This window comes from Neisseria weixii, from assembly GCF_042658245.1.
Classification (GTDB): domain Bacteria; phylum Pseudomonadota; class Gammaproteobacteria; order Burkholderiales; family Neisseriaceae; genus Neisseria; species Neisseria weixii.
On sequence record NZ_JBHSPY010000002.1, the window covers coordinates 47,930 to 72,032 of the forward strand.

Annotated in this window: 24 protein-coding genes; 14 read left to right on the forward strand and 10 right to left on the reverse strand. The window is 48.2% G+C overall.

Annotated features, from left to right (window positions below; genetic code table 11):
* Positions 1-187 precede the first annotated feature (187 nt).
* The 5 genes from mutL to ACFPVS_RS02085 form a co-directional block, all read right to left on the reverse strand.
* Complete coding sequence (gene mutL / locus ACFPVS_RS02065; protein WP_096295274.1) at positions 188-2,185, reverse strand: DNA mismatch repair endonuclease MutL; 1,998 nt, start codon at positions 2,183-2,185, stop codon at positions 188-190.
* A gap of 110 nt (positions 2,186-2,295) precedes the next feature.
* Positions 2,296-2,658, reverse strand: coding sequence for a DUF1440 domain-containing protein (locus tag ACFPVS_RS02070; protein WP_232507588.1), 363 nt, complete (start codon positions 2,656-2,658; stop codon positions 2,296-2,298).
* Positions 2,634-2,852 (reverse strand): hypothetical protein, encoded by a 219-nt coding sequence (locus tag ACFPVS_RS02075; protein WP_198345236.1) that lies wholly within the window; start codon positions 2,850-2,852, stop codon positions 2,634-2,636. Before ACFPVS_RS02075 ends, ACFPVS_RS02070 begins: the two co-directional genes overlap by 25 nt.
* Positions 2,853-3,148: 296 nt before the next feature.
* Entirely contained in the window at positions 3,149-3,991 is an 843-nt protein-coding gene (gene fghA / locus ACFPVS_RS02080; RefSeq protein ID WP_096295273.1) for an S-formylglutathione hydrolase, read from the reverse strand.
* Between the two features lie 63 nt (positions 3,992-4,054).
* Complete coding sequence (locus ACFPVS_RS02085) at positions 4,055-4,999, reverse strand: class I SAM-dependent methyltransferase (RefSeq protein WP_096295272.1); 945 nt, start codon at positions 4,997-4,999, stop codon at positions 4,055-4,057.
* A gap of 318 nt (positions 5,000-5,317) precedes the next feature.
* On the opposite strand from ACFPVS_RS02085, the gene ACFPVS_RS02090 reads away from it, so the two are divergent.
* Positions 5,318-6,769, forward strand: coding sequence for a DEAD/DEAH box helicase (locus tag ACFPVS_RS02090; RefSeq protein WP_123803706.1), 1,452 nt, complete (start codon positions 5,318-5,320; stop codon positions 6,767-6,769).
* A gap of 135 nt (positions 6,770-6,904) precedes the next feature.
* On the opposite strand, the gene ACFPVS_RS02095 is transcribed toward ACFPVS_RS02090, so the two are convergent.
* Positions 6,905-9,085, reverse strand: coding sequence for a LysM peptidoglycan-binding domain-containing protein (locus ACFPVS_RS02095; protein WP_096295271.1), 2,181 nt, complete (start codon positions 9,083-9,085; stop codon positions 6,905-6,907).
* A 215-nt stretch (positions 9,086-9,300) separates the two neighbouring features.
* Between ACFPVS_RS02095 and ACFPVS_RS02100 the strand changes: the two genes are divergently transcribed.
* From ACFPVS_RS02100 to ACFPVS_RS02130, 7 genes are all read left to right on the forward strand, one after another.
* The gene (locus ACFPVS_RS02100; protein WP_123803704.1) at positions 9,301-9,966 is read left to right on the forward strand and encodes a class I SAM-dependent methyltransferase; all 666 of its coding nucleotides are present in this window, start codon (positions 9,301-9,303) and stop codon (positions 9,964-9,966) included.
* 107 nt (positions 9,967-10,073) lie between these two features.
* Positions 10,074-10,901: a bifunctional DNA-formamidopyrimidine glycosylase/DNA-(apurinic or apyrimidinic site) lyase gene (mutM, locus tag ACFPVS_RS02105; RefSeq protein ID WP_096295270.1), complete on the forward strand. Its 828-nt coding sequence runs from the start codon at positions 10,074-10,076 to the stop codon at positions 10,899-10,901.
* Positions 10,902-10,951: 50 nt separating this feature from the next.
* On the forward strand, positions 10,952-11,728 hold the full coding sequence (locus ACFPVS_RS02110; protein WP_096296116.1) for a 1-acylglycerol-3-phosphate O-acyltransferase: 777 nt from the start codon (positions 10,952-10,954) through the stop codon (positions 11,726-11,728).
* A 177-nt stretch (positions 11,729-11,905) separates the two neighbouring features.
* On the forward strand, positions 11,906-12,643 hold the full coding sequence (locus tag ACFPVS_RS02115) for a glutathione peroxidase (protein ID WP_096295269.1): 738 nt from the start codon (positions 11,906-11,908) through the stop codon (positions 12,641-12,643).
* A 223-nt stretch (positions 12,644-12,866) separates the two neighbouring features.
* Positions 12,867-14,273 carry a dihydrolipoyl dehydrogenase gene (locus ACFPVS_RS02120; RefSeq protein ID WP_096295268.1) on the forward strand — a complete coding sequence of 469 codons (1,407 nt, stop codon included), beginning with the start codon at positions 12,867-12,869 and terminating at the stop codon, positions 14,271-14,273.
* 99 nt (positions 14,274-14,372) lie between these two features.
* Complete coding sequence (locus ACFPVS_RS02125; RefSeq protein WP_096295267.1) at positions 14,373-14,741, forward strand: rhodanese-like domain-containing protein; 369 nt, start codon at positions 14,373-14,375, stop codon at positions 14,739-14,741.
* Positions 14,742-14,809: 68 nt separating this feature from the next.
* A complete protein-coding gene (locus ACFPVS_RS02130) occupies positions 14,810-15,301 on the forward strand; it encodes a DUF302 domain-containing protein (protein ID WP_096295266.1) in 492 nt (163 codons plus the stop codon).
* 74 nt (positions 15,302-15,375) lie between these two features.
* Here the strand turns inward: ACFPVS_RS02130 and ACFPVS_RS02135 are convergent, their stop codons facing one another.
* The 3 genes from ACFPVS_RS02135 to radA form a co-directional block, all read right to left on the reverse strand.
* Entirely contained in the window at positions 15,376-15,633 is a 258-nt protein-coding gene (locus ACFPVS_RS02135) for an IS3 family transposase (RefSeq protein ID WP_123803700.1), read from the reverse strand.
* Between the two features lie 212 nt (positions 15,634-15,845).
* Complete coding sequence (locus ACFPVS_RS02140) at positions 15,846-16,472, reverse strand: alpha/beta fold hydrolase (RefSeq protein ID WP_378595292.1); 627 nt, start codon at positions 16,470-16,472, stop codon at positions 15,846-15,848.
* 202 nt (positions 16,473-16,674) lie between these two features.
* A complete protein-coding gene (gene radA, locus ACFPVS_RS02145) occupies positions 16,675-18,054 on the reverse strand; it encodes a DNA repair protein RadA (RefSeq protein ID WP_378595294.1) in 1,380 nt (459 codons plus the stop codon).
* Between the two features lie 274 nt (positions 18,055-18,328).
* On the opposite strand from radA, the gene ACFPVS_RS02150 reads away from it, so the two are divergent.
* The 5 genes from ACFPVS_RS02150 to ACFPVS_RS02170 all read left to right on the forward strand — a co-directional run bounded on the left by ACFPVS_RS02150 (position 18,329) and on the right by ACFPVS_RS02170 (position 22,033).
* A complete protein-coding gene (locus ACFPVS_RS02150; protein ID WP_198345360.1) occupies positions 18,329-19,756 on the forward strand; it encodes an acyl-CoA dehydrogenase family protein in 1,428 nt (475 codons plus the stop codon).
* Between the two features lie 263 nt (positions 19,757-20,019).
* Positions 20,020-20,166: a hypothetical protein gene (locus ACFPVS_RS02155; protein ID WP_096295264.1), complete on the forward strand. Its 147-nt coding sequence runs from the start codon at positions 20,020-20,022 to the stop codon at positions 20,164-20,166.
* Positions 20,167-20,345: 179 nt separating this feature from the next.
* Positions 20,346-20,546: a hypothetical protein gene (locus ACFPVS_RS02160; protein ID WP_096295263.1), complete on the forward strand. Its 201-nt coding sequence runs from the start codon at positions 20,346-20,348 to the stop codon at positions 20,544-20,546.
* Between the two features lie 111 nt (positions 20,547-20,657).
* The gene (locus ACFPVS_RS02165) at positions 20,658-21,272 is read left to right on the forward strand and encodes a glutathione S-transferase family protein (protein ID WP_096295262.1); all 615 of its coding nucleotides are present in this window, start codon (positions 20,658-20,660) and stop codon (positions 21,270-21,272) included.
* A gap of 74 nt (positions 21,273-21,346) precedes the next feature.
* Positions 21,347-22,033: an SIR2 family NAD-dependent protein deacylase gene (locus ACFPVS_RS02170; protein WP_378595297.1), complete on the forward strand. Its 687-nt coding sequence runs from the start codon at positions 21,347-21,349 to the stop codon at positions 22,031-22,033.
* Between the two features lie 61 nt (positions 22,034-22,094).
* Here the strand turns inward: ACFPVS_RS02170 and ACFPVS_RS02175 are convergent, their stop codons facing one another.
* The gene (locus tag ACFPVS_RS02175; protein WP_096295261.1) at positions 22,095-22,745 is read right to left on the reverse strand and encodes an HAD family hydrolase; all 651 of its coding nucleotides are present in this window, start codon (positions 22,743-22,745) and stop codon (positions 22,095-22,097) included.
* Positions 22,746-22,931: 186 nt separating this feature from the next.
* Here ACFPVS_RS02175 and bioB point away from each other — a divergent pair, with 186 nt between their 5' ends.
* The gene (gene bioB, locus ACFPVS_RS02180; RefSeq protein ID WP_096295260.1) at positions 22,932-23,972 is read left to right on the forward strand and encodes a biotin synthase BioB; all 1,041 of its coding nucleotides are present in this window, start codon (positions 22,932-22,934) and stop codon (positions 23,970-23,972) included.
* Positions 23,973-24,103: the final 131 nt, after the last annotated feature.

A 24,103-nucleotide genomic window follows, 5' to 3' on the forward strand; every position in this document is an offset into this window, starting at 1 on the left:
GACGGCTTTTCTTTCGCCGCATTTTGTAGTTTGATTTGATACGCTCGACAGGCTGTTCAGATTTAGAAGATGTTGAATCATGCACCCATCTGCCTACTTCATCTGTTTGCCATGCTTGTTTTTAGGGCTGTCTGAAGCTTTCAGACGGCCTTGTTATTCAATCAGCAATCATATCAAATTCAATTCTTTACTGGCCACGCAAAAATAACGCATCCAACTCCTTCAAAGTCAGTTTTACCCAAGTCGGGCGGCCGTGGTTGCATTGGTTGCTGCGCGGTGTGTTTTCCATGTCGCGCAACAGGGCATTCATTTCGGGAATGGTGAGCTGTCGGCCGGCACGCACGGAGCCGTGGCATGACATGGTGGCTAAGATTTGGTTTTCGCGCGCGGCAATGGTTTGGCTCTCGCCGGTCTGTGCCAATTCTTGCAACACGTCTTTGGCCAGCGCTGCGACATCGGCTTTGCCGAGCATATTCGGCACGGCACGCACGGCGATGGTGTTGCCGCCCATGTCGGACATATCCAAGCCGAAGGCCTGTAATATTTCGGCATGGTCGGCAAGGGTGGCGCATTCTTCGTGGCTGGCGGAGAAGGTGACGGGAATCAGCAGCCGCTGGCTTTGCAGGCTGCCGAGATTATCGCGCTGGCTTTTCATTTTTTCGTAATTCACGCGCTCGGCCGCGGCGTGCATATCGATCAGCAGCAGGCTCTCTTCGGCTTGGGCAAGAATGTAAATGCCTAATAGTTGGGCGATGGCAAAACCCAGCGGCGGCGTTTCGGGGCGGCTTAGGCCGTCTGAAAGCGGATTGGATGCTGCAGAACTATGTTGCTCCATACCGCCAAATCGGGCTTGCTCGAATTGCGCCAATTCGATGTCGTCAGGCCCGGTTCGCTTAAATAATTCGGCATAGGTGTTCATTGCCGCTTGGCTTTCGCGCAAAGACAACGAACGCTGCTGCGGCACGCGTGCGGTCTGATAAGGCATAGGCGCAGTTTTGCCGGAAGAGGATGGCAGGCCGTCTGAAACATTCGGACGGGCAATATCGGCATAGCTGGTGTGAAACGCTTGGTTTTCCCGCCGGACGGAATGTTCAGACGGCATATCGCTTGCTGTGTTCTCCGATTCAGACGGTTTGTTCACGCCCCGCATATCGTGCAAAATACCGCCGGCGTTGGTCACGCTTTCGGTTTGGTCGGCGCGGGTATCGGCCAAGGCTTTGTTGAGCGTGTGGAAAACCAATTGGTGCACCTGCTGGCTGTCGCGGAAACGGATTTCGGTTTTGGTCGGATGCACGTTGACATCGACCGCTTCCGGCGGCAAATCGAGAAACAGCACAAAGGCCGGGGTGAGCGCATTGTGCAATACATCGCGGTAAGCCTGTTTTACCGCGTGCATGATGACTTTGTCTTTCACAAAACGGTGATTGACGAAGCAATATTGTTTGTCGGTTTTGCCCTTGGCAAAAGTCGGTTTGGCAATCGCGCCGTATAAACGCAAAGCGCCGTTACCGCTGCCGATTTCCAGCGAGGCCGTCTGAAAATCATCGCCGACAATCGCCTCAATACGCTGATTCAGGCTTTGAGTTGGATAATGGAACACGCTTTTACCGTCGCGCTTGAGTGAAAAGGCGATGTGCGGATGCGCCAAGGCCAAGCGCTCGAGCATGGTGGCGCAATGGGCGTATTCGGTGTTTTCCGATTTGAGAAACTTGCGCCGTGCGGGCGTGTTGAAGAAAAGTTCGGCCACTTCGATGCTGGTACCGACAGGATGCGCCGCTGCGCTTGGTTCGCTGATTTTGCCGTCTTCCGCTTTCACTTGGTTGGCATGTGCGCTGCCGGCTTGGCGGCTGGTTAAGGTCAGGCGCGATACTGAAGCGATGCTGGCCAAACCTTCGCCGCGAAACCCCATGCTGGCGACATGTTCCAAATCATTTAAGCTCTTAATTTTACTGGTGGCATGGCGGTGTAGCGCCAATTCAATGTCATCGGCGTGGATACCCGAGCCGTTGTCGGTGACACGAATCAAGCGGATGCCGCCGCCGGAAAGCTCGACATCAATCGCCGTCGCACCCGCATCAATACTGTTTTCAACAATTTCTTTCAACGCATTGGCAGGCCGTTCAACCACTTCGCCGGCGGCAATTTGGTTGACAAGATGATCGGGCAGGGCGGCAATTCGGGACATGGCAATTTTCCGTGTAAAAAACTTAAAATCAGAATGGCGATTATAGCAAAAGGCCGTCTGAAAAACTGTTCAGCTTTTCAGACGGCCTTTAAACCATCAAAACTAAATTATTAATCTTTCCACCATACGCCGTAAATCGGGCGGGCAAAGTGTGCCAAAACAGCAATCATACAAATCTCAATCGAAACCGACCAGTAAACATGACCTAAGAATTCGCTCCACAATTCGGCGGCGTTCAGATTCCACAGCCAACCGTTCACGCCTTCAGGCGCGTAAGCCGGATAGCGGAAGCCGAACATCGGAATCAAAGCGCCATGCATAACCACGGTGATGATGATGCCGTATAACGCGCCGTACCATGCACGCATTTTCGACCAATACATCGAACCGACTACATAAACAAATGCGAACACAAAGCTAAACAGCCAGTGATACAGCGTCACCGCGCCTAAAATGCTGTTGCCTTGAAACATGTAATCCAAGGAATGCTGGTTAAGCCCAACCAGCCAAGCCACGCATCGATATTGGCACCCGGCGGCGAAATTTCGCCCGGCATACGCGGCGGCATGTTTACTTCTGAGCCCCATTTCACCAAAGAGCTAATGAAACCACCGATTAAGGTTGTCCATAAAATTACTTTACCATTGACATTACGCTGAGTACTCATTTTATTTTCCTTCAATTTAGCGTGGATAATGATGTAACTTTATTTCGGAATAGGGGCTTTGTCGATTAATATAAGAATTATTATTGATTTAAGTCAACTAAAATACAAAAGAATGTTATCCTAATAAATCAATAATTACAATATTTTACTTAAAATGCTGAACAATACGGATAGATATTATTGATGTCATGTAAATAATAGTAATTATTTGATATAAATGAGATGTAGTCGCAGAAAAGCCGTCTGAAAAATAAAGTGTATTTTCAGACGGCCTCAGTGAATAGCTACGCGGATAATTACAGTCCCAATGCTTCGGCATGAAATTCGATGTGGCTGTCGATAAAGCTGGCAATGAAGAAATAGCTGTGGTCATATCCTTCGCGTTGTTTGAATTGAACGTTAAATCCATTACCGCGGGCAGCGTTGACAAAGGTTTCCGGTTGTAATTCTTTCGGATAGAACTGGTCGGCATCGCCTTGATCGATCAGAATAGGCAGTTTTTTTGAGGCCGTCTTAACGAGGGCGGTGCTGTCGTAGGCTTGCCATGCGGTTGGATTATCGCCCAAATAGGCGGCGAAGGCTTTTTGCCCCCACGGTGTTGCGCTCGGGTTCACAATCGGTGCAAAGGCAGAAACGGCAGCGTAGCGCTCGGGATTTTTCAAGGCAATTTGCAATGCGCCGTGGCCGCCCATGCTGTGGCCGAAAATACTGCGCTGTGCGGTGACCGGAAAATTGGCTTCAATCAAAGCGGGCAGCTCTTCGACTATATAGTCGTACATGCGGTAATGTTCTGCCCAAGGCGCTTGCGTGGCGTTGACATAGAAACCTGCGCCTTTGCCCAAGTCGTAGCCTTCGTCATCGGCCATGTTGTCGCCGCGGGGCGAAGTGTCAGGCATGACCAAGGCAATGCCCCATTGTGCAGCACAGCGTTGCGCGCCGGACTTTTGGGTAAAGTTTTCATCGTTGCAGGCCAAACCTGAGAGCCAATACAACACCGGCACGCGGTAGCCTTGCAGCACTTGGGGCGGCAGATAAATGCTGAAAGTCATGTCGCAGTGATTGACACTTGATGCGTGGCGGTAGCGCTCTTGCTGACCGTTGAACATTTTATTGCGTGAAATCAATTCGAGTGCAGACATCATGTCTCCTTATGTTTAATCAGTTGTTTTTCAGACAGCCTTGTTTGATTTCAAGCCGTCTAACTATTTATGGCGTATTTCCCAACATTGATGGATTTTTTTGTTGCGGAAATCATCGGGAACAGATTGTTTGCTTACATCTTTCACGGTGTATTTTTCGCTGACTTCGGGATTCAGTTCAAAGCTGCGTAAATTGTTTGAAAAATACATCAGGCCGTCTGAAGCAAGCAGCTTCATGGCGCCGTTGATTAAGGTCATCTGGTCGCGCTGGATGTCGAGAATATCGAGCATTTTTTTGCTGTTGGAAAAGCTCGGCGGATCCATCACAATCAGGTCAAACTTTTTGCCTTCGGCTTCGGCGCTTTTCAAATATTGGAACACATCGGCGCGTACGATTTTGTGTGTGGCCAAGTTGATGCCGTTTAATTCAAAATTGCGTTTGGCCCAATCGAGATAAGTATTGGATAAATCGACGGTTTCACTGCTGACGGCGCCGCCGGTTGCGGCGTATACGGTAAAGCTGCCGGTATAGGAAAACAGGTTTGAAAAGCGTTTGCCTTGCGCGCTGTCACCGACTTTTTTGCGGGTGTTGCGGTGGTCAAGAAAGAGGCCTGTATCTAGATATTTATCGAGATTGACCCAGAAGCGGCGTCCGTTTTCGCTGATGATGAAATCTTCGCCGGATTTACCGGTTTTCTCATATTGCTGCGTGCCTTTTTGGCGCTCACGGCGTTTGAGGTGGATTTGCCCGGGCGCAAAGCCGGTGACAAAACCAACGGCTTCCAAAACATCGTCCAGCCATGCCTCATATTCTTCCGGCTGCATCAACCAGCCGGTGTCGTATTCCTGCAAATGGATGTGGTCGCCATACACATCGATGGCAAAGGGAAATTGCGGAATATCGCGGTCGTAGATGCGCCAGGCTTCGATTTGGTTGCGTTTGGCCCATTTCATCAGGTGTTTGATGTTTTTGCCCAAGCGGTTGGCGAATGGTGTGATGTCGGTCATTTTCAGACGGCCTGCTGAATAAAATGGCTATTTTACGCCAATTAACGTATTTGTGCTTGACCGAATATGGCGAAGTCTATATTATCCGCCATTCGTCTTTATTTTTTATGAAGCCATCGTCTTCAAACCTATTAACCGGTATTCTGCCGTGTTTCTTATATCTTTTTGCTTTCACGCATATTTGCAGGTTGTTGTCGATGTTAACTTACAAGCCAAAGGGCTTGCGACAACCTTGTAACTTATTCCCGTTACTTATCCTTTGCTTCAGGCCGTCTGAAATGTTCAGTCGGAAGTTGTTGTTGTGTCTTTAGGATAGTCATGTCTATTAAATTTGTTGATTTAAATCTCGATAAAAATATTTTGTCTGCGTTGCAAAGCGTGGGTTACGAATCCCCAACCCCGATTCAGGCGCAGTCGGTGCCGGTGGCTTTGGAAGGCAGCGACATCATGGCCTCGGCGCAAACCGGCTCGGGTAAAACTGCCGCATTTTTACTGCCAACCTTGCAACGCTTGACCAAACGCAGCGAAAAAAACGGTAAAGGACCGCGCGCTTTGGTGCTGACTCCGACTCGTGAATTGGCCGCGCAAGTAGAGAAAAATGTGCTGACTTACGCGCAAAACATGCGCTGGTTCCGCACGGTCAGTATTGTTGGCGGTGCCTCTTTCGGCTATCAAACCCGTGCTTTGAGCAAGCCGGTTGACTTGGTGGTAGCTACGCCGGGACGTTTGATGGACTTGATGAGCAGTGGCAAAATCGATTTCGACCGCTTGGAAGTGTTGATTCTGGACGAAGCCGACCGTATGCTGGATATGGGTTTCATCGACGACATCGAAACCATCGTTGAAGCCACGCCGGAAGACCGCCAAACTTTGTTGTTCTCTGCAACTTGGGACGGTGCTGTCGGCAAATTGGCGCGTAAACTGACCAAGAACCCGGAAGTGATTGAAGTTGAACGTGTTGACGATCAAGGCAAAATCGAAGAACAATTATTGTATTGCGACGATATGCGCCATAAAAACCGCTTGCTCGACCATATTTTGCGCGATGCCAATATCGATCAGTGCGTGATTTTTACCTCAACCAAAGCCATGACCGAAGTTTTGGCTGATGAGCTGTATGAAAAAGGTTTTGCCGCCAACTGTTTGCATGGTGATATGCCACAAGGCTGGCGTAACCGTACCTTAATGGATTTACGCAAAGGCCGTTGTAAAATCTTGGTGGCGACCGATGTGGCTGCGCGTGGCATCGATGTACCGACCATCACACACGTGATTAATTACGATTTGCCGAAGCAGGCAGAAGATTATGTACACCGTATCGGACGTACCGGCCGCGCGGGCCGTACTGGTATTGCAGTGACGTTTGCCGAAGTGAACGAATACATTAAAGTACACAAAATTGAAAAATACATCGACCGCAAATTGAATGAAGTGACCGTGGAAGGCATGGAACCGACCCGCAAACGCAAATCTACCGGCGGTAAACCGAAAGGCAACGGCGGCCGATTTACCAAAGGCGGCTACGGTGATCGTGACCGTAAATTTGGTGATCGCAAAGGCGGTAAACCTCGCGGCGAAGGTGGCTTTGCTGGAAAGACCCGCAGCGAACGCAGTGACGACGGTTTTAAACCACGCAGCGAAGGCTTTAAAAAATCAGAAGGCTTTAAAAAGAGCAGCTCGGATTTTAAAGGAAAACGTAAAGCAGGCGGTGATTTTGGCGGTAAAGGCGGTTACGGTAAATCAAGCCGTCCGGCAGCTAAATGCGGGTAATTGGCTCAAGGCCGTCTGAAAATAAAAGGAATGCGGTTTTCTGCATTCCTTTTTTTTATATAACCGATTAGATAATCTACCGTAGCGATCAAAACAATAGAAAAAAGAACCGCATTGCGGTTCTTTTTTCTTGTATTAACTGCCTTGTAATTTCAAACGTTGGCCGGGCGTAACAGTACGGGTATTTTTGTTCCAGCGGCGAATATCATTGACATTTACATCGAACCGGTTGGCGATGGTGTTCAAAGTATCACCTTTGCGCACAGTGTAAGCTACGCTTTTTACTTTAGCTGCATTGGCTTTTGGCTTCGCAGCAGCAACACGTAATAATTGGCCTTTACGAATGTTGTTGCCTTTGATGTTGTTGGCGGTAATCAAGTCGGCTACGCTCAAATTATAGCGTTGCGAAATATTGTACAAAGTATCACCTTCAGCTACGCGGTGCATGCCGCCGGCAACGGTTTGTGTTGATTCGGCTGTTTTAGCGCGCGCCAAACGGGTAGCAACGCGTTGTTGCTGTTTTGCTTTATTTTCAGCCAATCGTGTTGCGCGAGCTTTCGCTGCATTTTCTTGCTCATTCAGCTTGTCAACGGTTTCTTGAACAATTTCTGCGGCCTGAATGCGCGAAGTAGAATCTTGTACCAAAGCCATCAAAGAATCAGTATCTTGGTTAGGCTCTTCAGCTTGCTGACCTTGAGTCGGCAGCGGCAACGGCTCAGTCAAAGCCACTTCTGCTGTAACCGGTTCCGGTGTAGCGTTGAGGGCGATTTCAACTGCTTTTTCAGTTGTCGTGTCTGCTGCGTTGGCAACTAAGCCTGAAGCCAAGCTCATTGGTGCAGGAGCTGATGGTTTCGCTTCTGCAACAACCGTTTCGGTTTGTGCAATAGCGGCAATCACTTCAACCGGATCAGGGGTAGGCTCAACAGATGGCGGTTGTGGTGTAGCCGCGGCAATAACAGCTTCAGTAGTAGGCGTGGCACCATATCCAGCCTGTGTTCGGCTGACAAAATCAATCGATTTGCTTGATTTGGCAGTCGGGGTCACGATATTGGCAGCAAAAGTATCGGCTACTTTGGCGTTGCTGGCCAATTGAATCGGTGCCATTTCAGGCATATTTGAACGGTAAGTATCCGGCGTATTGTCGATGTCAATGAAATTAATCGACGTGTTATTGTCACTGCTTAAACTGTTTTTCGCCACCAAAATGCTGCGTCCGCCAGACAGTGAATGACCGCTGATGCCGTTTAAACGTTTGATTTCGGCCACGCTCATGCCGGTTTCCGCAGCGATATCGCTCAATCGTGTATTGTTGAAGGAAGTGTATACATCCCAAGACAGTAAAGTTTCCGGTTTGGCGTTACGGTAGTTTTTTTCAAAGGTTTCAGCGGCGCTGGCCGGTAATAATAATTTGCGGTCGGGTTTAGGAATGAACACCGGTGCATTAAACGCGGGATTCAATACTAAAAATTCGCTTTCGCCAATGTTAGCCAAACGGGTAATGGCGCTGTGGTCAATCGGTCGGTCAATGTCAACTGCTTTGAAATATGGCTGATTGCTGATTTCGCTGACATTCATGCCGTAAGCTTGCGGATTGGCAACAATGTTACGCACAGCCAATAATTTCGGCACGTAATTGCGTGTTTCGTTCGGCATACGTAGGTTTTCGTAAGTTGGTTCCAAGCCTTGCGCACGTGCGCGGTTAATCGCACGGCCAACATTACCTTCACCCCAGTTATAGGCAGCCAAAGCCAAAGACCAGTCTCCGAACAGACCATGCAGATATTCCAAATAATTTAATGCGGCATTTGTAGCGGCGTAAACGTCATGGCGTCCATCGTATAATGCAGTTTTTTCCAAACCGTAATGGCGGCCGGTAGCCGGCATAAATTGCCACAAACCTGAAGCACCGACATGTGATTTTGCTTTGGTCACATACGCACTTTCAATGAAAGGCAGCAGAGCGATTTCGGCAGGCATATTGCGCTTTTTAACTTCAGTGGCAATATGATACATATAAGGTTTGCTGCGATTGATGGTTCGGTCGAAATAAGCACGGCCAGCCGCAAATTTACCTTCATGGTGACGAACCAATTCGGTGTTGACTTCACTCATGCGGAAGTCTTTACGCAGGGAAGCCCATAAGCTGCCGGAGCCGAAGGTTTGTGATTTGGCTTGGTCGAGCAATGCGGAATTCAAACGCATCATTGCCATACCGACTTGATTAGGAGTAGCGTTGCTGGCTGCTTGTGCGTAAGTAGCGCCGGAAACGGCGGAAATACCGGAAATGGTGAGAGCAATCGTTTTCAGTTTTGCCATAGTCAAAAATAATAGTAAGATAGAATAAATTTTGTCAGTTCGATACTACTGTTTGATGTTGTGAACGTCAAGCTAATAAGCTTGGTATTTGTCGATACTGTGGCCTTAATGCCAACTTTTTGATTAAGGTTATGATGTTAGTGTAAAAACTTGACATTATGGTATAAATTGATACCCGAATTTATAATGAGGCCGTCTGAAGACAAGGAGCGCAAATGAATAATTGGTTTGAACAAACCGTAATAGGACAATATGTTGCGCAAAAAGAGCGGAAGTTTTTCCAAAAACATGTGCATCTTGCTGCAAATGAACAGGCAGTACAAATCGGGCAAACTTGGTTGAGGCCGTCTGAACGGCTTATTTATGTTCCCGATGATATACGCATGAGCGCGAGTGAAATGGCTTGGGAAAGCCAATCTTTGAATATGCTGCTGCTGCCACACAGCCATGAATACAGTGATTCGCCGCTTTTGGCGCTGGCTGAATCGGCCAGAGTATTGAAGCATGGCGGCAAGCTGGTTGTGACAGGCTTTAATTTGAATTCGCTTTGGTGTGGCCGCGAGTGGTTTGATGGTAAACGCTTGCCACAGAAAGAGAACTGTTTTACCTTGTCGCAATTTAAGCAGCAGATTCAGGATTTGGGTTTTGAAATCGAATACGGGCAATTTATGGTGTACGTGCCGCCGGTAGAGCAGGCATCTTCGTTGAAATTTTGGCAATTTTTGGAAAAGGCGGGCGATCGTTGGTGGCCGCAGTGTGCAGCGGTGTATGGTTTGGTATTGGTCAAGCGCATGGCAGGGGTAACGCCGTTACCTGAGCTTGAGGAAGAGTTGGCAGAGCAGCCTGTGGCTTTAACGATTGCCCGCGCGGAGGGTTATTAGGGTATTTTGCAGAGTTTTACCTTTTTCAGACGGGCTGACCCTTTAAAATAAATGTTGTTGGTTTTATTGTTTCGCTTTCTTTGTAAAATTATTCTTATTTAACGATTATGCCGGAATTGCCTGAAGTAGAAACCACCTTGCGCGGGATTAGCCCGCACATTGCTACGAAAACCGTATCAGCGGTTGAGGTGTGCCAGCCTAAGTTACGTTGGCCGATTCATCCTGAATTGGCGCAGATTTTGACTGGGCAAACTGTACTTGATTGCCAGCGTCGCGCGAAATATTTAATCATTCAATTTGATACCGGTATTTTGCTGATTCATTTAGGTATGTCGGGTAGCTTGCGGATTTTTACGGCAGGTGACGAACACATAAAGACGCATGATAAACATGATCACGTTGAAATATGTTTTTCAGACGGCACATTGCTTCGTTATCATGATCCGCGCAGGTTTGGCGCATTTTTATGGTATGAAGGCATTGCCGAACATCATCCTTTATTGGAAAAATTAGGCCCCGAACCTTTGTCTGATGATTTTAATGCCGAATATCTGTATCAAAAATTAAAACCGCTGAAGCGTGCGGTGAAACTGGCTTTAATGGATAATACCGTTGTGGTGGGCGTGGGCAATATTTATGCTAACGAAAGCTTGTTTAAAGCAGGCATTTTGCCACAGCGCCCGGCTAATAAAGTGACTAAAAAAGAATGCGCCTTATTGGTTGAAACCGTTAAAGCAGTGTTGCAACGTGCCATTGATACCGGTGGCAGCACTTTGCGCGATTTCGTCAATAGTGATGGTAAAAGCGGTTATTTTCAGCAGGAATATGCTGTTTACGGTAGACACAACGAGCCTTGTCTGCAATGCGGCCAATTGATTCAAAAGCAGACTTTGAGCCAACGCGGTACTTTTTATTGTCTGCATTGCCAAAAATAAGGCCGGGTAAAGTTCCGGCTGTCTGAAAACAAATGGAATATAAGAAAAATATGTCTTCTCCAAAAGCCTCATTTACCACACGCCTGCGCCGCTTATCCCGTTTGACGGCGTGGCTTTATCAAACTGCTAAAAACTTGAGCAATATTGATGGTAATAATCCCGCACAACGCAATCAGGCAGTGCTCGCTTTAGGCCAAGGCGCGCTGAATGCATTGGATATCGAACTGGAAATAGGCACTCCGCCGCAGCAACAATCGGTAAACGGTACTTTAGTTGTGGCCAATCATGTGTCTTGGTTGGACATTTTTGCCATGAGTGCGGTGTACCCGAGCAGTTTTATTGCCAAACAGGAAATCGGCAAATGGCCGGTATTGGGCAAAATGGGCAAAAATGCCGGCACAGTGTTTATCAACCGTAATTCCCGCCGCGACATTGAGCCGATTAATCAAGCGATAGGCGCGGCATTGCGTTCCGGACAAAGCGTAAGTTTTTTTCCCGAAGCGCGCACTTCTTCAGGCAGAGAGGTCTTGCCTTTTAAAGCAGCCTTGTTCCAATCTGCCATTAACGCCGGTGCGCCGATTCAGGTGGTGGCTTTGCGCTATTACGACAGTTTGGGGCGGCGCACTATTGAACCTTCCTATGCCGATGTAAACTTGGTGTCATCGTTGTGGCGTATCATTTCTATGAAAAAAATCCGCATTCGATTAGACTTTGCGCCTTTATACAGGCCGTCTGAATATCCGGACAGTGACCGTTATGAATTGAAAGACATTGCGGAAAATTATGTGCGGCAGACTATTGAATCAGATAAAGATAGCTTTGAATAAACCTTGAAATTTTTCAGACGGCCTATATTTGCAGCTTTAGAAGCAATGACATAATTTATAGTTTTAAATTATTAAGATTATTTGAACTATAAATTATACAAATGGAAATCGGTGGCTTAGAATGTGCTTATGGATTTTCAACACCCTTACTAAACCCTAATCTAAAAGGAGCTTAAAATGGCTTTGCAAGATCGTACCGGTCAAAAAGTACCTAGCGTCGTATTCCACACTCGCGTTGGCGACACTTGGAAAGACGTATCTACCGATGAATTGTTTGCCGGGAAAAAAGTAGTGGTATTCTCATTGCCTGGTGCGTTTACCCCAACTTGTTCTTCTTCTCATTTGCCGCGTTACAACGAATTAGCTAAAGCATTTAAAGAAAACGGCGTAGATGAAATTTGCTGTGTTTCTGTAAACGATACTTTCGTGATGAACGCTTGGGCTGCTGAAGAAGAATCTGACAACATCGTGATGATTCCTGACGGTAACTGCGAATTTACCGAAGGCATGGGCATGTTGGTTGATAAAAACGACTTAGGCTTTGGCAAACGTTCATGGCGCTACTCTATGCTGGTCAACGACGGCGTAGTAGAAAAAATGTTCATCGAGCCGGAAGAACCAGGTGATCCGTTCAAAGTATCTGATGCTGATACCATGTTGAACTACATTGCACCAGACTGGAAATCTCAAGAATCCATCGCCATCTTCACCAAACCAGGTTGCCAATTCTGTGCTAAAGCTAAAAAAGCTCTGGAAGACAAAGGTTTGTCTTACGAAGAAATCGTATTGGGTAAAGACGCAACTGTGACTTCTGTACGCGCCATCACCGGCAAGATGACCGCTCCTCAAGTATTTGTCGGCGGCAAATACATCGGCGGCAGCGAAGAGCTGGATGCTTACTTGGCAGCTCTTTAATCATTCATGATTAATCATTAATCGCTAAAAGATGAAAAGCAGCCTTAGGGCTGCTTTCCTGAATAATGTTAGAGTTATTCAGGTAATGCCGAACATAGCGGTATTACCTGAATAACTCTATATTTACAAGGGAAGCCGGTTATTACTAAATTTAATCGGAATTTCTTAAAAACCAATCAAGCCGTTTGAACAGTTTTAGGCAGCAATCATAAAGGAATCAACAATGAAAAAAATTCAAGCAGATGTAGTGGTAATCGGTGGCGGTACTGCCGGTATGGGCGCGTTCCGCAATGCCCGTTTGCACACAGACAGCGTTTACTTGGTTGAAAGCCACGTCTATGGAACAACCTGCGCACGCGTCGGCTGTATGCCTTCGAAATTATTGATTGCCGCTGCCGAAGCCCGTCATCATGCTTTGCATACCGATCCATTCGGTATTCATTTGGATAAAGACAGCGTGACGGTTAACGGCGAAGAAGTGATGAACCGCGTCAAATCCGAGCGTGACCGTTTCGTCAGCTTCGTGTTGAGCGACGTAGAAGAATGGCCTGCCGACAAACGCATTATGGGCACCGCTAAATTCATCGATGCCAATACCGTACAAATTGACGACCACACCGAAATCACAGCCAAAGCCATCGTGATTGCCACCGGGTCACGTCCGGTTATGTTGCCGCAATGGCAAACATTGGGCGATAAAGTCATCATTAATGACGATGTATTTTCATGGGATACACTGCCGGAAAGTGTCGCAGTATTCGGTCCGGGCGTGATTGGTTTGGAATTGGGCCAAGCTTTGCACCGCTTGGGTGTGAAAGTCGAAGTATTCGGCGTGGGCGGCAACTTGGGCGGTATTTCTGATCCGGTAGTGTTGGAAGAAGCCAAAGCCGTATTTGGCGAAGAAATGACCTTGCATTTGGATGCCCAAACCGAAGCTGCATTGGATAAAGACGGCAATGTCGTGGTGAAATGGGAGCAAGACGGTGAAAGTGGCGAATTCACTGCAGAATACCTGTTGGCTGCTGTTGGCCGTCGCCCGAATGTGGATAACATTGGTTTGGAAAACTTGGACATCAAATTGGACGACCGCGGTGTACCGGTTGCTGATCCGTTGACCATGCAAACCAGCATTCCGAATATTTTCATCGCCGGTGATGCGTCTAACCAATTACCATTGCTGCACGAAGCTTCTGATCAAGGTAAAATCGCCGGTGATAATGCCGGCCATTATCCGAATTTGGAAGAAGGCTTGCGCCGCAGCACCATCGGTGTTGTGTTTACCACGCCGCAAATTGCTTCGATTGGTTTGAAATACACACAAGTTTCTGCCAAATACTCAGAAGAACAATTTGTCATCGGTGAAGTATCATTTAAAAACCAAGGCCGCAGCCGTGTGATGTTGGTTAACAAAGGCCATATGCGCGTTTATGCCGAGCAAGGTACCGGATTATTCTTAGGTACAGAAATCTTTGGCCCTGCCGCCGAACACTTGGCGCATCTGTTGGCGTGGGCGCATCAAATGAAGATGACCATTCCGCAAATGTTGGATATGCCTTTCTATCATCCGGTTATCGAAGAAGGCTTGCGCACCGCATTGCGCGATGTGAATGCGAAATTGAAATCAGCTTAAATAAAGTTGCCATTCGAATGAGCAGTCAAAGGCCGTCTGAAAATAATATCGTGCAAAATCATTTCAAACCGTTTCATAAACTATTTTAAGGATGAAACCATGCAAAAAATCCTGTTGTTAATTGTTGCCGTTGCATGGGTTGCCCCTTTGTCTGCGCATGCTGTGGGTGCCAAGCCGACTGAAAAAGCAGTTGCTGCACAACCTGCCAAAGCAAAAGGCGTATGGATTGATGTGCGGACACCGGAAGAATTTTCTCAAGGTCATTTGCGTAATGCGGTTAATATTCCGGTAAATGAAATCACCGCCAAAACCAAACAAGTCAGTCCGGATAAAAATGCGCCGGTTAATTTATATTGCCGCAGTGGCCGCCGCGCCCAAGCCGCTTTGAAAGCGCTGAAAAAAGAAGGCTACACCAATGTGACCAATCATGGCGGCTATGAAGATTTATTGAAAAAAGGTTTGAAATAATCATTGAGGCCGTCTGAAAGAAAGTATTTTCAGACGGCCTTGATTTAAAAATATAAGAAGGAGATTTCATGAAATCATTAAAAACTTTAGCTATTGCAGTATTTGCTACCACGGTAATTGCCGCTTGTACTACCTCTGCCATTAAACCAGCCCAAGCCATACAACAAGACGCGCAGACGAATAAAACGCATTCAGCCGCCAGCCGGTATACTTTTGACGAAACCGTTAACCGCCTGCAAAGCGCAGTCAAAGAAAAAGGCATGAATGTGTTTGCCGTTATCGATCATCAAGCGGCGGCAAAAGAAAGCGGCTTGGATATGCAGCCGGCGAAAGTGATTGTGTTTGGTACGCCGAAAGCCGGTACGCCTTTGATGGTAAAGGATCCTGAATTTGCATTGCAATTGCCGCTGCGCGTATTGGTAACGGAAGCCGACGGTCATGTGAAAGTGGTGTTTAATGATACTCGCGCATTGATTGCGGACAGTAAAATCGACTATGCTGAAGTAGAAAACACGTTGGCCAACGCGGAGAAGTTGATTCGTAAGGTGGTTACGGAATAAGCGATTATCAATGAATGAGGCCGTCTGAAACGTTTGAACTGTCCCTCAATACTTGGACAAGTTAAGAATCTTTCTTAAACATCCTTTTCAAGCTGGGTTCTGTAGCCGACAGAACTCAGCTTTTTCAAGTTTAAACTAATCCGTTCATGGTTGTAATAACGTATGCAATCATCTATCACTCTAGTCAATTCTGCCACCGACAGCGCACCTTCCTGATAGAAGCTCTCTTTTAATGTACCGAAGAAACTCTCCATCGGTGCATTGTCCCAACGTGCCTTTGCGCGACATGCTTTGCACCATCCCTTTCTCAGCCAGTTTCGTTCGATAAGCATCGGTGCGGCAAAGTACACCTTGGTCGGAATGCAGCTGCGGTGTTTGGCCTTTCAGACGGCCTTTGCGTATGGTATGGATAAAAACATTTGCAAAAAACGAAAATTCTCGGAAAACGACAATCCGCTGTTATTTTCGCAAGTCCTCTGTATTTTCCTACATGGACGGGAATCGGGCTGGGAATTTTATACCAATTGCATGTTATCACTCATGTTCAAACGTCTGCCAGCGCCGAAACAAATTGCCTAATCAGTCGCGCCACTTCCTCGGGATGGCTGAAGGCCATGTCGTGCCCGCCTTGCGGTATCACGGCCAGCTGCGCATCGGGTAGGGTGCGTTGCAGGAATTTGCCTGCGGCCAGCGGACTGATGGCATCGCTGCCTCCCCAAATCAGCAAGGTTTTTTGGCGGATTCGGGCGAAGTCGGGCATAAAATCCTGTGGGGCGTCGGCAAACCATTGCGGTAGTTGTGCCATTTCGACCTGATAATCGGTGCGCCAGTCGGCCGCTGCAAAACGCCGCATATCCATCCCGCCCGAAGTGGCAGCCAATACCAACCCCTGCACCAAATGCGGTTTCTGCAAAGCGGCCTGCACGGCGATAATGCCCCCCATTGATTGCGCCACTGGAATGACCGGTTCCTGAATTTGTCCGACTATCCAACGGCTTAAATCATCTAAACTGTTCACATCCGGCTGCGGCGGTTCACCCCAAAATCCCGGATAAGCCTGTATGACGCAGTCAGGTGGCGGCGGCAGACGGTCGATGACAGGTTGCCAGAATTCGGTGCTGCCAGATGCCCCGGGCAGGAAAAGCAGTTTGTTGGCGGTTGCGGTCATCATTGCGGAATGCCTGTCTGAAAATTGGAAGGAGAGGCGGGCATAGGGATTGGAATGTTTTAGCTGTGTTTGTGCGTAGATGCCACCTTAATTTGAACTTGATTTGAACTGATTTCGCTGATACCGTCAATTTTTACCGGTACTGAAAGCATGACAAGCAGAAATCTATTTAGCCAAGGGCGGTTTGTAAAAAAAATCTTCAATCTTAATTGTCTGCATTTCTGCAAACCTCCACCGCTTCCTGCAAACTCGCTACACCGAAAATCTCCAAATTCGGAAATTCTTTTGCATTGCGCGGCATATTGGCTTTCGGCACGATGGCACGTTTGAAGCCGAGTTTCTCTGCTTCTTTGAGCCGTTCCTGCCCGCGGGCAACGGGGCGCACTTCGCCGCTCAAACCGATTTCGCCGAAGGCGACCATTTTTTCCGGTAAAGGGCGATTACGGAAGCTGGAGAGCATGGCGAGAATCACGGCCAAGTCAGCTGCGGGTTCGCCGATTTTCACACCGCCGACAGCGTTGAGGAACACATCTTGGTCGAAACAGGCGATGCCGCCGTGGCGGTTTAACACAGCCAACAGCATGGACAGGCGGTTTTGTTCGAGGCCGACGGTAAGGCGTTTGGGCGTGAAACCGTGGGCATCGTCGACCAAGGCTTGGATTTCCACCAACAAAGGCCTTGAGCCTTCCTGCGTCACCAATACACACGAACCCGGCACATCATCTCGATAGCTCGCCAAAAAAATTGCCGAAGGATTTGAAACTCCTTTCAAACCGGTTTCCGTCATCGCAAAAACCCCCAACTCATTGGCCGCACCGAAGCGGTTTTTAATCGTGCGAATCATGCGGTAATTGGAATGCTGGTCACCTTCGAAATACAGTACCGTATCGACCATGTGTTCCAACACGCGCGGACCGGCAATCGCACCGTCTTTGGTAACGTGGCCGACCAAAATCATGGCGATGCCCATCTGCTTGGCCATGCGCGTCAGTTGCGCCGCACATTCCCGTACTTGCGACACCGATCCGGGTGCGGAAGTGATTTGATCGGAATACATGGTTTGAATCGAGTCAATCACCACCACTTCCGGCTCATGCTGTTTTAAGGCCGTCTGAATCGCTTCCATGCGGATTTCGGCCAACAGATTCACACCATCGGTCGGTAAATCCAAACGCTGCGCACGCAAGGCGACCTGTTGCGCCGATTCCTCGCCTGATACATACAACACCTTGCGTGTTTGCACCATTTTGGCAATGGTTTGCAACAGTAAGGTTGATTTGCCGATGCCCGGGTCGCCCCCCAACAAAATCACCGCGCCGTCAACCAAGCCGCCGCCCAGTACACGGTCAAGCTCGCCCATGCCGGTCGGATTGCGCGGCACTTCCGTTGCAGTGACGGCAGATAAAGACTGCATGCTCGAAGTATCCGCCGCCCACGATTGGAAGCGTGCGTTTTTCGGATCGGGCGCGGCCAAGCTTTCCTGCAAAGTGTTCCATTCGCCGCAATGCGGGCATTTGCCTTGCCATTTGGGCGATGTGCCGCCGCATTCGGTGCATTGGTAAACGGTTTTCGGTGCTTTTGCCATGACGGATTCCGTGAGTAAGTGTGAGACCGTTATTATACGCATGCCGCCCAATGCCGTCTGAAACTTTTCAGACGGCATTGCACAGGACTGTTGAAATAACTATTGCATTTGTGTTTGCCCGTCTGACATTCAGACGGCCTGTAATGGCGCTTTAATCCGATGAATCATTGCTTTTCACAATGATAGCTGCCAAAATTTTTCATGACGATTGTCGCCGATTGTGATATAAATTAGTAAATAAACTCTAAAACACATCATCTAAAAAAGAGGTTGTATGACATCTGCAGAATCTACATTGCAGCCGGTGAACATGGATACGGCTGCTTTTTTGCGACATATCGAAGAAACGTTTGCGCGCGTATTCGGCGGCGGATTGTGCTTGATGCAATATCTGCCGGAAGACAAATGGCTGGAATTGAAAAATGCCGGATTGCTGCTGCCGTTTTTGGATGAAAAACACGGAGGCCGCAAAAATAATCAGTTTGAAATTCAAGAAGTATTGCGCTTGGCCGGTCATTACGGCGTACCGGTAACCTTGCGTACCGGCATAGAAGGCGCACTGGTATTGCAGCCTTTGCAAGAATTCGGCAGCGAATCGCAAATCAAGCTTGGTTTAGACTTGATTTTCAAAGGTGAGGGCGGCGGCTTGGGCGTGACCGAACCGGAAACCTCCGGCGCGGCGATTGCACGTGAAATGCAGTCATTTTACGAATACGCCGATGATGAAACCGTTTACGTTAAAGCGGCCAAATATTGGCAGGGCAACTCGCAAAGCGATTTCCTGCTGGTGGCGGCCAAAGAACGTAAAAACGGCAAATTGTCTAAAGTCATCGATTTGTTGTTGGTGCCGAAAGAATACATCCGCTGCGAAGTGTTGAAGTCGGAAGGTTTGCGCGCGGTGCGTTATGCGATCAACCGCATCGACGGCACTATCCCGGCCGATTTGGTGGTGAAACTTTCAGATAGTGATGCCGCCAGTTTGCGTGCGTTTCAGAATATTTTCATCCGCAGCCGTCTGCAATTGGTCGGCATGACGCACGGCATCATGGAATATATCGTTGCGAACACGCAAAAATATGTGCGCAACGACATCAAGTTTGTCGAATTCGAGCGCCGTGAAATTCAGCGCCGCTATGAAGTGTCGCAAGTATTGTACGGCTTTACCTGCAATTGCGTGTCACCTGACCAGCCGGTGAGCCATCAAGTGATGGAAGCCAATATCATCAAGACCTTGGCGACTGAATACACTTACGAAGCCGCGCAAAAGCTGCAAAAATTACTTGGCGCCAAAGGCTTTGAGAGCGGGCATGTGGCCAGCAATATCGCCATCGATTTCCGTCCGTTTACCATTTTTGAAGGGCCGAACGACATGCTGTATGCCGAAATCTATGATGCATTTAACCGTGCCACGGCTGAAGAAAAAGAAGCAGGCATCAAGCTCGATAAAGAGCAAACCCTGCTGCAACGCTTCAACAGCGACAAACGCCTGACGTCGGTGAAACTGGATAAAAGAAGCCTGCCGCAAGACATCGCCGATTTCTTGGCATCTTACAAAATCGCCGAAGCCTGTGCGTTGAAGAAAGTATTTATCGGTAAAGTGGTGGCGAAATTATTTGTGTTCATTCAAACCGAATCCGACAGCGCTGCTGAATTCTTGCTGAAGAATATCCGCAAAGACATTTTGGATTGCGAATATTGTTGATAAATATACGAGGCCGTCTGAAACAGACGGTCTGAAACCTTTGCAAAATCCCCATCTTTGGTACAGTTCAAAGTTAGAGCAGCACAGAAAGCGCAGACATATCATAAAGATAGGCAATTTTTTGAGCAGCGTACAACGAAGAAATCTACCAAAGATGGGGATTTTGCAAAGGGCTCAGTCTTTATTTTTGCGTTGCGTCAAAAGATGAATATAAAAGTTATGTTATGATGACCGAAGTTTAACCCCAAAGCGAGATTGAAGCCATGAGCGAAGAAAACAAAATCAAAGTCAACGATTTGCCGAATCAACAACCCGAAACCAAAGAAGAAGTGGAATTGCCGGTTTTGGATAATCAAGAAAAACGCGGCGGCCACAGCGAAGGCGGTTGCTGCGGTGCATGTGGCGGTTGATTTATTGCGATTAAGGCCGTCTGAAAAAATAGTTTTCAGACGGCCTTTTCGTTTCTTAACGCTTTAATCCGCTGAATATTGTATTAAGTAAGAACAATTTATCCTTTTCTCGGAATATGATACAGTTATCCCACATAACAAAAAGCCGCGCTGGTTGAGCATGGCGAAAGGAAAGAGATATGTTTTGGTATATTATCGGTTTTTTAGCGGCGGCGGCCGGGCTGCTGTCGCTTTGGGTCAACGCCAGCGCATTCGGAATGGAAGACGATGATACACCGCCATCCGATTATGAAAAAAAGCTGGGCTTAGGTACAACTTTAAAAGATAAAGACACGGTTGCGCGTGAGCGCGCGGCAGCCAGATTTCACCCTGACGATTAACTTAAAGCCGTCTGAAAGTTTCTGATAAAATGCTGATTTCAGACAGTTTTAATGAAATCACGGACAATAACTTCATAACACACAAACTTCACAATACACAAAAGGATAAACATGTTAAAACTTTACTATATGCCGGGAGCTTGCTCATTGGTACCGCACGTGGCTTTGGAATGGGTGAAAGCCGATTTTGAAGCGGTGAAAATGGCGCATGATGAATTGAAAACGCCGGAGTTTTTGGCCTTGAATCCCTTAGGCTCTGTCCCGGTTTTGCAAGACGGTGATTGGACGCTGACGCAGAATATGGCGATTTTGGATTTCATTGACACGCAATATCCCGAAGTCAAGCTGTTTGGCAAAGGTGGTGTGCGCCAACAGGCTAAAGCGCGTCAATGGTTGGCGTTTGCCAATGCCGATTTTCATTCGGCATTTGCTTATGTGTTCTACCCCAACCGTTTTATCGAAGGCGAGGGCGAAGGTGCGCAAATCCGTGCACGTGCAATGTTGCAAGTGAGCGATTATTTCGGCTTGGTTAACGAAGCCCTGCAAAACCAGGATTACTTGATCGGTGAATTAAGCATGGCCGATGTGTACGTGTATGTGTTGCTGCGTTGGGCGAAGGCATTTAATATCGATTTGAACCACTTGAATAAGCTTGAAGGCTTTTATCAGCGCGTAGAAGCCGATGAAGGTGTGCAAAAGGCATTGGAAACGCAAGGTTTGTTGTAATTTAGGTTGTAATTTATAGAGGCCGCCTGAATGGATTGATCACATTCAGACGGCCTCAATCAGAACGGGGCAACATGAAAAAATGTGTGGTCTTAACAGGCGCGGGTATCAGCGCCGACAGCGGCTTATTGACTTTCCGCGATGCGGGCGGTTTGTGGGAAGGACATAAGGTGACCGATGTCTGTACCCCCGAAGCCTTGGCGAAAAATCCGAAGTTGGTGATTGATTTCTACAACCAACGCCGCCGCCAAGCCAATGAGGCCGAGCCGAATGCAGCACACAAAGCGCTACTGGATTTGGCCGAACATTACCGCGTGCACATCATCACGCAAAACGTCGACAATCTGCACGAAAGAGCCGGCAGCAAGAATGTGCTGCACCTGCATGGCGAACTGAATAAATTACGCAGCGTTGATTACCCCGATGAAATCATTGAGTTTACCGGTGAGCAAACTGCGGAAACTTTGAGTAGCACCGGTGGCGCGATGTGGCCGCATATTGTGTTTTTCGGCGAAAAAGTCCCCATGTTTGATGTCGCGGTGGAAGAAATGCGCGATGCCGATGTGGTGGTGATTGTCGGTACCTCGATGCAAGTGTATCCGGCGGCTTCTTTGGTGCATTACGCGCCGCCGCATGCCGATTTGTATTTGGTTGATCCGAATCCGCAGAACGTGGCCGCGAATATCGAAGTGATTCCGAAACGCGCGACAGAAGGCGTGCCGGGTTTGGTGGCCTATTTGATTGAGCAAGCAAAAAGCTGATTATTGATTCCGGGCTGTCTGAAAATAGTTTTTTCAGACGGCCTGAGACCTTTTATTTTGACTAAGAATAATCCCGAATCAATTGCGGTAATTGCGCCATATCGTCAAACAAAACCTGCGCGCCGGCTTTCTGCAAGGTTTCGCGCGGTGCCCAGCAGGCATAGCCAAACGGTGTCATGCCGGCAGCAAGTGCGGCGGTGACGCCGGTGGGGCTGTCTTCAATCACCACACAATCTGGCGGCACGTAGCCCATGGTTTCGGCAGCGAGCAGAAACAAATCAGGCGCGGGCTTGCCTGTTTTGACCTGCGTGGCGCTGAACATTTTGCCTTGAAAACGCGGCAGCAGGCCGGTAGCGCCAAGCGTGGTATTCATCTTGTCAAAATCGCCGTTAGAAGCCACGCAATAAGGAATTTCAAGCGCATCAAGTGTGGCTTCGATGTTTTTTACCGCTTTGACTTTTTCTTTCAACTCAGCATTGGCACGCTTGGCAAAGTCCTGCCACATGCTTTCAGACGGCCTTTCGCCCAGCATTTCGCCGATCATCTCCATGCTTTTGGGAATGGATTTGCCGACGAACAAACGCCAGACTTCTTGGCTGTCCATCACCAAGCCGAGTTCGGCCAGACATTGTGTCAATACTTCGCAGGTAATGCGTTCGCTGTCGACCAAGACACCGTCGCAATCGAAAATCGCTAATTTGAATGCACTCATAAAAAAATCCTTTGCAGTGGTTTTTTAAACAGGTTACACTTTCCGCGCCGTCTGAAATCATAGCCTAAATAAGGGCATAAAGATATGCTTGCGTTTCAGACGGCCTTTATCCGCCGCTGTCGTCATTGTGCCGACAGTCAAGCCATCAGCGTCATTGCGCCGCTGTGAAACCAGAAAGAACACAACATGACCCTCTCTCCTGTAGCCTTGCGCCGCCAAACCGAGCGCAAGCCGCATCCGACTGCGCGTTATTGGAAAAAATGTGATGTAGAAGCTTTGTTTGCCTTGCCGTTTTTAGACTTGGTTTATCAGGCTGCCGAAATCCACCGCCAACAATTCAATCCGCGTGAAATCCAGCTTTCCACCTTACTTTCCATTAAAACCGGCGGCTGCCCCGAAGATTGTGCATATTGTCCGCAATCGGCGCATCACCATACCGATTTGGGCAAAGCGCAGATGATGGATGTCGATGAAATCGTCGCCAAAGCCAAAATAGCGCAAGCACGCGGTGCCAGCCGTTTCTGCATGGGCGCGGCGTGGCGTGGGCCGAAGCCGAAAGATGTGGAAACCGTGTCCGAAATCATCAAAGCCGTGAAAGCCTTGGGTCTGGAAACCTGCGGCACATTCGGTATGCTTGAAGACGGCATGGCCGAAGATTTGAAAGAAGCCGGATTGGATTACTACAACCATAATCTTGATACCGATCCCGAGCGCTACAACGACATCATCCACACGCGCCAACACGAAGACCGCATGGATACTTTGGGCAAAGTGCGCCATGCCGGTTTGAAAGTGTGCTGCGGCGGCATTGTCGGCATGAACGAAACCCGCGCCGAACGCGCCGGATTGATTGCCAGCTTGGCCAATCTCGACCCGCAGCCGGAAAGTGTACCGATTAATCAGTTGGTCAAAGTCGAAGGTACACCTTTAGCCGGTGTCCAAGATTTGGATTGGACGGAATTTGTGCGCACCATCGCCGTAGCGCGCATTACCATGCCGAAAAGCTTTGTGCGCTTGAGTGCAGGGCGCACAGGCATGAGCGAATCGACCCAAGCCATGTGTTTTTTGGCCGGAGCCAATTCGATTTTCTACGGCGGCAAGCTACTAACCACTGATAATCCTGATGAAGACGGCGACCGGCTGCTGATGGATAAATTAGACCTGATGCCGCTGAACCACCAAACCGAAGCAGCTCAAGCACCACCCGCAATTAAAGTGGATTATTGAGAACCAAAGGCCGTCTGAACCATATAATTTCAGACGGCCTGATTTTTATCATCACAAAATCAGCGTGTTTGCATAATATCCATCAAGTTTGTATATATTTGATTGACACAATTGCAAGCTATTTTTATATT